Source organism: Nocardia callitridis (genome assembly GCF_039543305.1).
Taxonomy (GTDB): domain Bacteria; phylum Actinomycetota; class Actinomycetes; order Mycobacteriales; family Mycobacteriaceae; genus Nocardia; species Nocardia callitridis.
The window spans coordinates 79,134-91,204 of record NZ_BAABJM010000003.1; the positions used below are offsets into that span (position 1 = coordinate 79,134).

Sequence of the window (12,071 nt, forward strand, 5' to 3'; positions counted from 1 at the left end):
ACTGGATGAACTGCACGCGCTCGTCGATGAGCGATGTGCCGTATGTCGACTCGTTCACAGAATGGAAGAACTCATGATCACGACTCTTATCCGTCGGCCCGTTGTCTGGGTGGTCGCGCTGGTGGTGGCCGCCGTATTGGTGGTCGCGCTGTTGCTGTTTCAGCCGTGGCGGGTATTCACGACCGTCCGGGTCGACGAAACCGCGCTCGTCGCCCCCGACGCCGATGAGGTGCAGTCTGTATCAACGGGTTCCTTTGTGTCCCATGAGCATTCGACCACGGGCGAGGTTTCGTTGCAGACGCTGACGGATGGCACGGTCACGCTGCGGCTGGCCGACCTCCGTACTTCCGATGGCCCTGCCCTGCACGTGTGGCTCAGCGATCAGCCGCTGGAGCCGGGGCAGGGTGGCAATCTCGACGACGGCAGGCATGTGGACCTGGGTTCGTTGAAGGGTAACGAGGGCAATCAGAACTACGCCGTGCCCGCGGGAACCGATTTGACGGGGCTGCAAACCGCCGTCATCTGGTGCGAACGGTTCGGCGTCTCCTTCGGTGCCGCGACACTCACTCAGGTCTGAGACGCCGGGCCGGCGACCGTCGGGTGAGCTGATGAGGGGTGGCTCGCCCGACGGCGCCGGCGACGGTGGCTCGTGCTGTCCGGCACGGTGCGCCACCGCCATCGCGTCGGGTCTCGACCGGGAGTCACAATCCGGTCCGCCGCGACCGAGCACTGTGGTGCCGATAGTCGGAAGCGTTACGGCGGTTCACCCGATTGATCGGCTCCTCGACAAGACCGCTCGTTGCCGGTACTCGCCCGACGTGCGATATCGATGCGCCACGGCCGCTGAGGAATTCGTTGAATCAACGCCGCCCATCTCGGCGTGGTTCACCGCGCGGTATTTCTCGGATTTCCGGACGGCGCGGGGTAGCCGCCGCGGTGTGCGTGCCGCACCGGCGAGGATCGCGGCCGTCTGCCCCCCGATGGGGATGAAGATACCTTTGGGTCACGTCGTTCGCGATCTCCCTGCCGTGCTCAATGGTCTAGGAAAAGCCTGTGGCACAGTGAGTGTCACTGTTCGTGTGCGGCGACGGGTCGACGCCGTGTGCCATACAGCCGTCGAACGATGTCGAGGGCAACCAGTGCCCAGACTGTCCCGATCGCCACCAGCAGACCCACCCCGAAGTTGCGATCGAGCACACTGTCGTTCGCGACGATCTCACCCTCACGTCCCACAACGGGGACCGCGAGAATGATCAGGGTCGCGGTGCACACGGCGCCCACGGTGATCGGCGCCCACCAGCGTGCGGGCAGGATGCGTCGAGCGGCGAGGCCGAGACCGGCGAACAGTGGCGCGATCACACCATCGTGTAGCAGGATTCCGCCGCCGAACCACCAGGCCAGCGAAACCTGGTCGGCAGGGCCCAAATCGAGGACGAGCGTGAGGCCGTACCAGCCGAGCCAGAGTCCGGCGAGGCCGAGCAGCAGACGGGTCGCGGTCATGTCAGCACCTCGATCGCGGAGAGCCATTTGGTCTGGAGCACACCGGGTCTGGTGGGTGCGATGAGTCGGCACGGGTAGCCGTGGTCGAGGTCGAGTTCCGCACCGTTGAGGCGCAGCGCTACCAAGGTATCGGCGTCGACGACGTGTGTTTGCGGCAGCACCGACCGCCGGTACAGCCCACTGCGTTCCAATGAGCGGAATTCGACGTCGCCGCCGCGGTATTCGCCGACGGCGGCGAGTAGATCGCGCAACCGGATCCCGGACCAGTGCGCCGAAGCACTCCAACCTTCCACGCAAGCCAGCGGCACTTCGGCCTCGGTCTGCGGCAGTGCCGCCAGTTCGGCACGGGTGAACCCGCGTTTCGCCTCGCCCACACCGACTTCCAGGCGGTACTCCTCGGCGGTCGCCTCCGCGATCACATTGGCTTGATCCGCCGTGCGATTGACCGGAAGACCCTGTGGCCCTTCACCACTACGCGGAGCGAGCACCGAGACTCGGCGCAGCAGCGGCACCGATTGGCCCGCGATCGCCACCCCCGCGACCACGGCCGCCGCCGTGGCCGCGACGAAAACTCCGCGACGAGACACGGCCCCGGGTTCCTTCGGCGCCGAGACGGTTTCGGCGGACGGCCGTGCCAACGCGGAGCGGACCACCGGAAGCTTGACGGCCAGATGCACCGCGAGCGCACCGAACGAGACATACGCCATGGCGTAGTGCGTGGTGGTGAAGAAGAACTTCCACGGATAGAACTGTGCCGTGTTGAACAGGCCGGTCACCAGCTGGAAGATGATCGAACCCACCAGTACGGCAATGGATCCGCGTTCGAGTAGGCGCAACGGATTGCCGATCAACGGCCGGGCGAACAGTCGAGGAAAGACCGCCCACAACTTCACCAGTAACAACGGAATGGCCACCACACCCGACACCACGTGCGCGCCCTGGGTGAGTCGGTAGAGCCACACCGGATTGGCGGGCCACCAGAACCACGGCGGTGGATGTTGGATCCAGTGGCTGATCAATCCGGTGACAAAGCACATGGTGATCGAGACGCCGAGGAAGATGCCGACCCGCGCCGCCACCGCGGTCGAGCGCGCGGGGGAGATCCGCTCGGTGACGAAGCCGGGTAGTAACAGGTCGTTGTCCTCGACCGCCACCGGCGGCTTTGTCAATGACACGGCGGGGTCGTCGGCATTCATCGGGACTGCTCCGTTCGTGGGTGTAACGCGCTGGCGGATCGGCGCCACTGAGTCGGTGGCTGCTCATACCGACCCCGCGCACACGCGATTCGTTACGTGCCGCGACGATCCGATCTCGAAACCCACGAAGGAATTACCGGGAACATGATGTACCTCGCGACTCTGCGCCACCCGCCGAACTACCGGGACACCGCACGGTGGTGTCGGGACGTATCGCCCGGCGCGACCGTGTTCGATGTCCGTTCGTGCTGGGCGCGCGGGTCGTGAGCACGGGAACGGTGTTGACGTCGGGCGCCACCCGCACCACCAGGCTGCTCGCCGGTGCGCTGAGCGGGCTGGTGGCCGGAGTGGTTGTCGCGGCGCTCGATTCGGCACGCGGCTCGGGCTGGTGGCTGTGGTTGGTGCACGCGATGGTGCTGGGTGTGCTGCTCGGCCTGTTCACCGGCAGACACCGACAAAGTCTCGGCTCGTCGTTCGCGATCGGAGTCCTGGCCGGGCTGCTCGACTGGATCGGTGGGCCGTTGACCCTGTCGGTGCTGGCGTCGGGGAGCGTGCCGAAGTGGTCGATCACCGATGCGACGGCCGCCTTCGACGACCTGATCCGCAGCGCGTTGCTGGGTGCGCTGGCGGGAACAGTGCTCTACGGTGTGTTCCTCGTGCTGCGGCGACGGTCGGTCGCGTCCGCCACCGAACAGCCGAGACCGCGCATCGTGGTGGTGGGCGGCGGTTTCGGCGGCGTCGGTGCGGGACGGCGATTGGACACGTTGTTGGCGCGCGGGCTGCGGGCTGATGTCACGGTGATCAGCGACGCCAATTTCCTGCTGTTCACGCCACTGTTGGTGGGGGTCGCCTCGAGTGCCCTCGAGGCACGGCATGTCAGTGCTCCGGTGCGAGCGGCGCTGCGGCACGCGACATTTCTGCACGGCAGAGTCGAGTCGATCGACACCGCCGATCGGGTATTGCACGTGACCTCGGGTAATCGGGGCAGCCAACGGGTGCCCTACGACCACGTAATCCTGGCAGTGGGTGGGGTGGCGCACTTCTTCGATCTGCCGGGCGTCGCGGAGCACGCCTTCGCGCTGAAATCCATCGATGACGCCAATCGACTGCGCAATCATGTGCTCGCCACGCTCGAACAGGCGGACCTGGAACCCGAGGTGGCCGAACAGTATCGGCTGCTCACGTTCGTCGTCGCGGGTGGCGGCTTCGCGGGCACCGAACTGATCGCCGAACTGTACGACCTCGTGCACGACGTGCTGCACTATTACCCTCGGCTGCACGATCTGCGCCCGCGCTTCGTCCTCGCGCACTCGGGTGGTCGGCTGCTGCCGGAGTTACCCGAGGAACTCGGCGACTACGCACAGCAGACCCTCGCCCGGCGCGGCATCGAGTTTCGGCTCGGCGTCCGGGTCACCGGCGCGGACGCCGACAGCGTGCGCCTGTCCGACGGTGAGATCGTCGCCACCAACACGCTCGCGTGGACCGCCGGTAACCGACCCAACCCGTTGCTGAGCTGTCTCGAAACCGGTAGCAGTGGACCTGTTTCCGTCGACGAATGCCTGCGCGTTCCCGATTTCCTTGGCGTATGGGCGATCGGTGACTGTGCGCGCATCCCGGATCCCGCGCAGCAGGGCGCCTTCTATCCGCCGACCGCGCAGCACGCGATCCGCGAAGGAAAGACAGTGGCGGACAACGTGGCCGCCGCGCTGAACGGTCGCACGCCGAAGCCGTTCCGCTTCGGCGCGCTCGGTGTGCTCGTGTCACTGGGTCATCGGCGCGCTACCGGGCTGGTGCTCGGCCGCCAGATTTCGGGTCTGCCCGGCTGGATTCTTTGGCGGGCAATCTATTTGAGCAAACTTCCGGGAACGGAGAAGCGGCTGCGGGTGCTCGCCGACTGGTTGCTCGACCTCGGTTTCCCCCGCGATATCGCACTCACCTCGTCGGAGATCGCGACGGTCCCGGCCTCGGCGAAGGAACACCATGTTTGACGCTACCGTCGTGCCGACACGCACGACCGACGATGAGATTCCGGCCGGTGAACCGGCGGCACGCGAACCGGGCCTGCGTTCGCGCACCGGTGCGGCCGTCGGCGCCGTCGCCGGTCTGATCGGCGGACTCGCCTTCGGACTGGTGATGGTGTCGCTCGGCTTCCTGCCCACCGTGGCCGCCATTGTTCGCGCCGATTCGCCGATCCTCGGATTCTTCGTGCACATGGTGATCGCGGCGATCATCGGCGCCGGATTCGGAATTCTGGTGCTGCGCCAGCACATCGCGCCGAGCGAACTGCTGTTCTGGGGACTGATCTACGGGGCCGTCTGGTGGTTGGCCGGGCCGCTCACGATTCTGCCTGTGCTGCTGGGCGATCCGGTGCGTTGGACGATCGCCGACACTCAGGATCTGCTGCCGAGTCTCGTGGGTCATCTGCTGTACGGGGCGATCACGGCGGCCGCTTTCGCCGTGTTGGCCCGCCGCGTCGACGGCGTGGCGCGGCGCACCGTGCGGGCCCGCACCGTGGTGTCGGCGGTGATCGCGGGAATGATTGTCGGTGCTCTGCTCGCGGTCGCTTTCCCTTCGATGCGTGACTCCGGGTACTCCTCGGTGATCGTCGGATCGTTCGCGGGTGCCGGGTACGGGCTGCTGTTCGGCGCCCGGCGGGAAGGGACAGGGCCCGCGCTGATTCACGGCGTGGTCTACGGATTCGTCTGGTGGATGACCGCCGGGTTGACGCTGTCCTCGGTCGAGGACGGCAACGGGTTGGACTGGTCTGTCACCGCGGCGCGTGCGGCCGTACCCACGCTGCCCGGATACCTGTTGCTCGGTGCGGGGACCGCGATCGTGCTGGGGGTGATCGAAGCGATCGTGCGCAGGACGTTGTCCGACGACGTGCGCGATGGCCAAGCTGACCGACTGGCCACCGGCGGTGTCGTTCCGGTGTTGCACGGTGTTGTCGCGGGGTTGGCGGGCGGTGTGGTGTTCACCGGGGTCATGGTGGCGGTGGGCTTGCTTCCTCGGGTGGCGGCGCTGGTGTCTTCGGGTTCGGTGTTTGTCGGAGTCCTTGTGCACCTGGTGATTTCGGTGTTCATCGGGGTCACGTACGCGATGTTCTTCCGGCGGCGCAGTTTCGATGCCGCTTCCGGTATCGGTTGGGGTGCTTCGTACGGCTTTCTGTGGTGGGTGCTCGGGAACCTCACCCTGCTGCCGCTGCTGCTCGGCTCGGCGCCGGATTGGTCGGCGGCCGCGCTGGCGGCCTCGTTCCCGTCGCTGGTCGGGCACGTCGCCTACGGTGCGGTGCTCGGCGTCGTCTATCAGCGTCTGGAACAGCGTGTCGCGCCGTGGTATCCCACGCGGAGCCGAGCGATCGAAAAACACCTGCTTGCCCGATACGAGCAGGTCCTCGGCACCGCACCGGCGCTGTGGAGCCTGATCGCGTTTATCGTGGCACTGATCCCGGTGCTCGTCGGATGAGCCGCGAACGCCTGGTTTTCGAAGGCACCTCGGGCACCGGACTCGCCGGACTCCTCGACCTGCCGACCGAGCCGCCGAAGGCGGTCGCGCTGTTCGCGCACTGCTTCACCTGCGGGAAGAATTCGGCCGCCGCCGTCGGCATCGCACGCGAACTGATCCGGCAGCAGATCGCCGTTCTACGTTTCGATTTCACCGGCGTCGGTGCTTCGGAAGGAGACTTCGCCGACACCACTTTCGGGACCAATATCGGCGATCTCGTCTGTGCCGCCGAACATCTGCGGGAAGTCTTGGCGCCGCCCACGATCCTGATCGGCCATTCGTTGGGTGGTGCGGCCGTGCTCGCGGGCGCGGGCATGATTCCCGAGGTCCGTGCTGTGGCTACGATCGGGGCACCCGCCGAACCTCGGCATATCGAACACCTCTTCAGCGCCGAGGCCGCCGTCATCGAATCGCTCGGCGAATCGACAGTCCGCGTGGGCGCCAGGCAGATTCGCTTACGCCGAGAATTCGTGCACGATCTGCGTCACCAAGACCAGATGACGCGCATCGCGAAGCTACGGCGTGCGCTGCTGATCATGCACTCGCCGCAGGACCGCGTTGTCGGTGTCGACAATGCCCGCCGCATCTATGACACTGCCGCACACCCGAAATCGTTCGTCTGTCTCGACAACGCCGACCATTTGCTCACCGACCGTGCCGACGCGACCTACTGCGCCCGGATTCTCGCGACGTGGGCGAGGCGCTATATCGACACCGAGAGCGATAGGGCGAGGGGCAAATAGCGAGTAACCCTGCGATGGGCCGGTGCGTGGGACACTGGGGGATCGGCACGACCGAGGAGGCACGATGGACTGCGACGAGTTGGTCGAACTGATCACGGCGTTTCTCGACGGTTCATTGGATGGGCCCACCGAGCAGCGCTTCAAGGATCACCTCGCCGAATGTGATGGGTGCGAGGCCTATATGGAACAGTTCCGCCGCACCATCGCGCTCGTCGGCGAGCTGCCCGCACCGCAGACCCTGCCCGTCGATATGCGCGGAGATCTGCTCACAGCGTTCCGAAATTGGGCAGAGTGAGCCGGGCGTAGCGATCCGCGCCATAACTCACCGTGCTGAGCGCAGTCGAAGGCATCGGCCGCGGAGGCACCCGCCCGCAGGATCTCCGCTGAGCCGTCGAGCAACGCGATCTGTTCGGTGACGTGACCAGCCGAGTGGGCCCGTGAAGAGAATGCGCGTGAGTTTCTCAGCGGTATTCGGGGTTCTCGAAGTCGAACCGCGCGCCCGCATCCCATTCGGTGCGCTGGTTACCGCGTGCGGGGACGCCGCCGTTGCTCTGGAGCAAACGCGCGAAGTGCAGCAGGTTCCATGTCATGAAGGTGGTGTTGCGGTTGGTGAAGTCGTTGCCGGGTCCGCCGGAACCGGGGTCCAGGTAGGACGGCCCCGGCCCCGCCTCGCCGATCCACCCCGCGTCAGCCTGCGGCGGAATCGTGTAGCCGATGTGTTGGAGGCTGTAGAGGATGTTCATCGCGCAGTGTTTCACGCCGTCTTCGTTACCCGTGAGCAAACAACCGCCGACGCGACCGTAATAGGCGTACTGGCCACGGTCGTTGAGCACGCCCGAATTCGCGTACAGCCGTTCGACCACCCGTTTCAGCACCGAACTGTTGTCGCCCAACCAGATCGGCCCGGCCAACACCAGGATGCCTGCGTCCATCACCTTGCGTTGCAGCTGTGGCCATTCGTCGACTTCCCAGCCGTGCTCGGTCATATCCGGCCAGACACCCGTCGCGATGTCGTGGTCGACCGCCCGTATCTGCTCGACCTGCACGCCGTTTTTGGTCATGATCGCGGCACTCGCATCGATCAGTCCCTGGGTGTTACTCGGTTCGGGAGACCGCTTCAAGGTGCCGTTGATGAACAAGGCCCGCAAGCCACTGAAATCCGTCATACGGCACAGTTCCCGACGGCGGGTGCATCGTTACAGCGCGTCCGCGCGCTGCGTTCCTGTCCATTCGCGGATCGCGGCGACGAACTCCTCGGGCGCGTCGGATTCCACGTAAAGGCTTGCGCCCTTGACGATCACGGTCTTGTGCTCGGGGAAGGTCGCTTCCAGGCGTTCGCGGTCCTGGGCTCGCATGGCGATGTCGGCGTCACCCCACACGATGAGGGTTGGCAGGTGCGCGATCTTGGCGAGGCCCGCTTGGACTTCGGTGAAGAAGGCGCGGCTGCCGAGGACTCGTTGGGGGAGGACCGCGGAGGCTTGGCGTCGTTCGGGAGTGCCCAGCGCCTTGCGGTAGTGGGTCATCTCGGCCGCGGTCGGCTTACGCCTCTTGTGGCCGTTGGGCAGGAATGCGTTGACGAGCAGGTTCAGCCGCCGAACCAGCAAGCGCATCGGCGCCGAGCCCACGATGCGGGAGAACGCCTCGAAGTGCAGGTCCCCGTTGACCGGCCAGGCCCAGGTGTTGACGAGCACCAGCCGATCGAAGACGTCCGGTCGCCGCTGCACGGCCGCCAGGCCGATCATGCCGCCCCAGTCCTGCCCGACCAGCGTGGCCTCCGTCAGGCCGAGTGCGTCGACAAACGCGGTGACCACGTCCGCGTGTTCCTCGGGAAAGTAGCGGTAGCCGGGCTTCGGTGTCGACAGGCCGAAACCGGGGTAATCTAGTGCGACACAACGGAAGTCGTCGCGCAGGGCGCTGATCACCTCGCGCCACAGGAACGACCAGGTCGGATTGCCGTGCAGCAGAAACAAAGTGGGACCCGACCCCTCGTCGACGTAGTGCACGGTGTGACCGTCGATGTCGAGGAAGTGGCTCTCGAACGGGAAGAGAGTGTCATCTACCCAGGCGGGTCGCACGCTCGCGGTGGTATCGGCCATGGTCGTTCCCCTCTCGACTCGGTCGCGCGTAGAATTGAGTTTCTCAATCACACTTTAGATAGTCAAGTAGAGGATGGGATGCGGAGCTACGGTCAATATTGCGGGCTTGCCCGGTCGCTCGAGGTCGTAGGCGACCGATGGAACCTGCTCATCGTCCGCCAGCTCCTGCTCGCCCCCGCCCGCTATCGAGACCTGATCGACGGCCTGCCCGGCATCGCGACCAACCTGCTCGCCGACCGGCTGCGCGACCTCGAGTCCTCGGGTGTGCTCGAGCGTCGACTATCGGGCGAGGGCAGCGTGGTGGAGTACGCGCTCACGCCGTGGGGCGCCGAGCTGCGTGGACCGATCGAGGGCCTGATCCGCTGGTCGGTGCCGTTGATGGTGCGCGGGTCCGACGGTGATTCGTTCCGCCCCGAGTGGCTGGCTCTCGCCGTTCCTGCCCTGCTTCAGGCGCGGGTCGAGGTTCGTTCCGCCGTGACGATCGGCCTCGAGTTCGATGATTCGCCGTTTCAGCTCCGGGCGACACGCTCCGGCTTCGAAATCGGTCCGTACGAAGGTGGTGACCTCGTCGCCACTGTCCGCGCCGATCCCACCTACATTCTCGGCCTTGCGGCGGGTGCTCTCACCCTCGATGATGCCCGCGCTATCGGGTTGGTCGAGGTCGACGGCGACGAGTCCGTTGTTCGCACCGTATTCGCTGCATGACGGATCACCACCTCGGCAACACCGGAGTGCAATGGCCATGGGCTGCCGAGCGTTTCGGACTTCGACGGCTACCACGGGCCGACGGCGTTGCTGTCCCGTACCGCGTCGCTGACCAGGTGCGCCGTTCTATCGGGTGTAGATTGCGCGTGCGAGGTCGCGCTTGGCTCCGCGTGCCGCCTCGATCGTGGACGCCTCGAACCCGGTGCCGCTCGGGCGCTGTGGGATCTGGTGGATGTCGTCGAGAATTGTCCAGCCCGAACCGAGTTCGACGAGCGAGTGATGCTTGGTGCCATAGAAATCGGCGCTGATCGGGATCGCCACCCCCGTGGCACCGGACATCGCGGCGACCAGGTGCATATGGAATCGCGTCGTGAGCCAGGTCTGGCCGGGGACGACCGGTAATCCGTGTTCCCACACCTCGACGAACGGGTAGAACCGCGCGCCGGGGAGGTGGTGCTGGATGAGGTCGAATACTTGCCGGTCCCCGCCGGGAATTGCTTCGACAACGCCGATCCGCTCGGGCGAGATAACCCACGCGTCCAAGGTTCGGAGCACGGCCGAAGCGAGGACGCCGAGATCGAACTCCACCAGATCGCTTTGCAGACACAGCATTACCTCGGGTGGGTCTTCCACGTCGGCCCGGATGACCGGCGGCGTGAGGAACGCGTCGTCGACACCGGGGTCGACGCCGAGCAGCTCTGCGGTCTTCCGATCGCGGACGTCGGCGATCTCGAACTCGGCGGCGGTGGCTCGCAGCAATTGCGCAGTCCCCTCCGACTCGGGGAAAAGTCCGAGACCGGTTACCGCGCCCCGTGTTTCCGGCGCGCGGGCCGCCGCGGCGGCACCGGCCAGCAGCCCGATATGCCGCGGCCAGATCCGGTTGATGTACCCGCCGCCGAGGAGATGGATCACCTGAGCGCGGTGTAGCAATGCGATCCCACGATCCCATCGCGGCGCCAGACCGGGATCGTCCACTGCCCGACGCACCCAATCCGCAACCTCCCACGGATCCTCCGAGGGCGCCTCCCAGCACAGTCGCCACAACGTATCGGTGAACCGCACTCGAGGATGCAACTCACCCAGCAACACCTGCGCGGGCCCCGGCGAGTGCGTGTCCACCCACACCGTCGCTTCGGGCGCGACCGTACTCAGATACCGCAACCACCCCGCCGTGATCAGCTCGTCCCCATAGTTCGGGTGACCTGCGGGGCCGACCAGGTAGTAGAGCGGTGGCGCTGGCATTGCGACTCCCATCTGAGCGGGGGGTGAAACGATGTTCGGAAAGTTCGGTCGAGGCCGGTAGGTGCATGAATCTCGGTAGCCCTCTGTGCTGGTCGTGTGCCACGATCGGCCATGGCCCGCCGCGATCGACAAACACGGGGCACAGCGACACCCACCGACATTCGGCGAGCGCACCGACATTCCAGTCTGCACCGTACCGAATTCGAAGAGAGCTCGGAGGCTACAGATCTGGCTCGATGATGGCCGAGTGCGCGCTGATCGAACGGTTGGCGGCGCGGCAGGGTCTGCCTGCGTCCGCAATGGCACGTTCGCTGCTACTCGCGGCCGCCGGCGATGAAGCCCCCGCGACCGCGAGTGCTGTGGAAGAGGCTTGGTGGCTGTGATCGCTGGTCTGGGCGCATGTCGAGGGATATCCCGTTCGTTCGGTCGCGGGTCGGGACGGCTGTTGTTCGCTGAGTGGAAATGGTGGGTCAGCGGCGAATCAGGCGTCGCGGCTGATGATTTGGTGCATTGTGGTGCGCAGTGTTCGTACGGCTTCCGTGGCGGGGAGGCTGCCGATGAGGACGCGCATGGTGAGGCCGTCGGCGGTGGCGATCAGTGACCGCGCTGCTGTGCGGGGGTCGGTGAGGTCGGGGGCGATCCGGCCGAGTAGCCGAGTCGCCTCGTGCTCCGCGCCGTCTTTGGCTTCGCCGAGCATGCGGGCGAAGGTGGGGTGGTTGATGCTGGCGGCGACGTACTGATGGAACACCGAGACGCCTACGCCGGAGGTTTCCGCGCGGGGGATCGGCTGGCCGATCAGCTGCCAGAGTTTTTCGCGGTCGTCGGCGCCGTCGGTGGTGTCGGCGTGTAGTCGGGTGGCGCCGTGCAGCATGGCTTCCAGGCTGGCGAGGAGAAGTTCGTCCTTGCTGGAGAACCAGTACTGAATCCGCCCCACCGAGACCCCCGCGGCCGTGGCCACATTGCGCATGGACACCGCGCCCATGCCGTTGTCCGCGATCACCTGCCATACCGCGCGGATGATCGTGGTGCGGCGTTCGTCGGGGTCCGGGTTGCGCATATGGAGATCGTAGCTGGAGAAAATACGA

12 protein-coding genes are annotated in these 12,071 nt (G+C 66.0%); 6 read left to right on the forward strand and 6 right to left on the reverse strand.

Annotation, left to right across the window (positions count from 1 at the left end):
* Window positions 1-73: 73 nt before the first annotated feature.
* Window positions 74-577, forward strand: coding sequence for a DM13 domain-containing protein (locus ABEA50_RS17990; protein ID WP_345496707.1), 504 nt, complete (start codon window positions 74-76; stop codon window positions 575-577).
* Between the two features lie 491 nt (window positions 578-1,068).
* Here the strand turns inward: ABEA50_RS17990 and ABEA50_RS17995 are convergent, their stop codons facing one another.
* Together ABEA50_RS17995 and ABEA50_RS18000 are read right to left on the reverse strand one after the other, a co-directional pair.
* Window positions 1,069-1,500 (reverse strand): hypothetical protein, encoded by a 432-nt coding sequence (locus ABEA50_RS17995; protein ID WP_345496708.1) that lies wholly within the window; start codon window positions 1,498-1,500, stop codon window positions 1,069-1,071.
* On the reverse strand, window positions 1,497-2,696 hold the full coding sequence (locus tag ABEA50_RS18000; RefSeq protein ID WP_345496709.1) for a molybdopterin-dependent oxidoreductase: 1,200 nt from the start codon (window positions 2,694-2,696) through the stop codon (window positions 1,497-1,499). Before ABEA50_RS18000 ends, ABEA50_RS17995 begins: the two co-directional genes overlap by 4 nt.
* A gap of 263 nt (window positions 2,697-2,959) precedes the next feature.
* Here ABEA50_RS18000 and ABEA50_RS18005 point away from each other — a divergent pair, with 263 nt between their 5' ends.
* The 4 genes from ABEA50_RS18005 (at window position 2,960) to ABEA50_RS18020 (ending at window position 7,238) form a co-directional block, all read left to right on the forward strand.
* Window positions 2,960-4,684, forward strand: coding sequence for an NAD(P)/FAD-dependent oxidoreductase (locus ABEA50_RS18005; protein WP_345496710.1), 1,725 nt, complete (start codon window positions 2,960-2,962; stop codon window positions 4,682-4,684).
* A gap of 10 nt (window positions 4,685-4,694) precedes the next feature.
* Window positions 4,695-6,161, forward strand: coding sequence for a hypothetical protein (locus ABEA50_RS18010; protein ID WP_345496711.1), 1,467 nt, complete (start codon window positions 4,695-4,697; stop codon window positions 6,159-6,161).
* A complete protein-coding gene (locus tag ABEA50_RS18015) occupies window positions 6,158-6,943 on the forward strand; it encodes an alpha/beta hydrolase family protein (protein WP_345496712.1) in 786 nt (261 codons plus the stop codon). The genes ABEA50_RS18010 and ABEA50_RS18015 overlap by 4 nt, the downstream gene beginning before the upstream one ends.
* Before the next feature lie 64 nt (window positions 6,944-7,007).
* Window positions 7,008-7,238, forward strand: a complete 231-nt coding sequence (locus ABEA50_RS18020; protein WP_345496713.1) for an anti-sigma factor family protein — start codon at window positions 7,008-7,010, stop codon at window positions 7,236-7,238.
* A 166-nt stretch (window positions 7,239-7,404) separates the two neighbouring features.
* On the opposite strand, the gene ABEA50_RS18025 is transcribed toward ABEA50_RS18020, so the two are convergent.
* Window positions 7,405-8,109, reverse strand: coding sequence for a flavodoxin family protein (locus tag ABEA50_RS18025; RefSeq protein ID WP_345496714.1), 705 nt, complete (start codon window positions 8,107-8,109; stop codon window positions 7,405-7,407).
* Window positions 8,110-8,139: 30 nt separating this feature from the next.
* Window positions 8,140-9,039: an alpha/beta fold hydrolase gene (locus ABEA50_RS18030; RefSeq protein WP_345496715.1), complete on the reverse strand. Its 900-nt coding sequence runs from the start codon at window positions 9,037-9,039 to the stop codon at window positions 8,140-8,142.
* A gap of 78 nt (window positions 9,040-9,117) precedes the next feature.
* Between ABEA50_RS18030 and ABEA50_RS18035 the strand changes: the two genes are divergently transcribed.
* Window positions 9,118-9,744 carry a winged helix-turn-helix transcriptional regulator gene (locus tag ABEA50_RS18035; RefSeq protein ID WP_345496716.1) on the forward strand — a complete coding sequence of 209 codons (627 nt, stop codon included), beginning with the start codon at window positions 9,118-9,120 and terminating at the stop codon, window positions 9,742-9,744.
* A gap of 126 nt (window positions 9,745-9,870) precedes the next feature.
* Here ABEA50_RS18035 and ABEA50_RS18040 read toward each other — a convergent pair whose 3' ends face one another.
* Together ABEA50_RS18040 and ABEA50_RS18045 are read right to left on the reverse strand one after the other, a co-directional pair.
* On the reverse strand, window positions 9,871-10,986 hold the full coding sequence (locus ABEA50_RS18040; RefSeq protein ID WP_345496717.1) for a polysaccharide pyruvyl transferase family protein: 1,116 nt from the start codon (window positions 10,984-10,986) through the stop codon (window positions 9,871-9,873).
* Window positions 10,987-11,467: 481 nt separating this feature from the next.
* The gene (locus tag ABEA50_RS18045; protein ID WP_345496718.1) at window positions 11,468-12,043 is read right to left on the reverse strand and encodes a TetR/AcrR family transcriptional regulator; all 576 of its coding nucleotides are present in this window, start codon (window positions 12,041-12,043) and stop codon (window positions 11,468-11,470) included.
* Window positions 12,044-12,071: the final 28 nt, after the last annotated feature.

What these genes read in the sequence shown, in the direction of transcription:
- ABEA50_RS17990 (WP_345496707.1), top strand. Translation starts at nt 74, where the DNA reads ATGATCACGACTCTTATCCGTCGGCCCGTTGTCTGGGTGGTCGCGCTG.
- ABEA50_RS17995 (WP_345496708.1), bottom strand. Translation starts at nt 1,500, where the DNA reads ATGACCGCGACCCGTCTGCTGCTCGGCCTCGCCGGACTCTGGCTCGGC.
- ABEA50_RS18000 (WP_345496709.1), bottom strand. Translation starts at nt 2,696, where the DNA reads ATGAATGCCGACGACCCCGCCGTGTCATTGACAAAGCCGCCGGTGGCG.
- ABEA50_RS18015 (WP_345496712.1), top strand. Translation starts at nt 6,158, where the DNA reads ATGAGCCGCGAACGCCTGGTTTTCGAAGGCACCTCGGGCACCGGACTC.
- ABEA50_RS18020 (WP_345496713.1), top strand. Translation starts at nt 7,008, where the DNA reads ATGGACTGCGACGAGTTGGTCGAACTGATCACGGCGTTTCTCGACGGT.
- ABEA50_RS18025 (WP_345496714.1), bottom strand. Translation starts at nt 8,109, where the DNA reads ATGACGGATTTCAGTGGCTTGCGGGCCTTGTTCATCAACGGCACCTTG.
- ABEA50_RS18030 (WP_345496715.1), bottom strand. Translation starts at nt 9,039, where the DNA reads ATGGCCGATACCACCGCGAGCGTGCGACCCGCCTGGGTAGATGACACT.
- ABEA50_RS18035 (WP_345496716.1), top strand. Translation starts at nt 9,118, where the DNA reads ATGCGGAGCTACGGTCAATATTGCGGGCTTGCCCGGTCGCTCGAGGTC.
- ABEA50_RS18040 (WP_345496717.1), bottom strand. Translation starts at nt 10,986, where the DNA reads ATGCCAGCGCCACCGCTCTACTACCTGGTCGGCCCCGCAGGTCACCCG.
- ABEA50_RS18045 (WP_345496718.1), bottom strand. Translation starts at nt 12,043, where the DNA reads ATGCGCAACCCGGACCCCGACGAACGCCGCACCACGATCATCCGCGCG.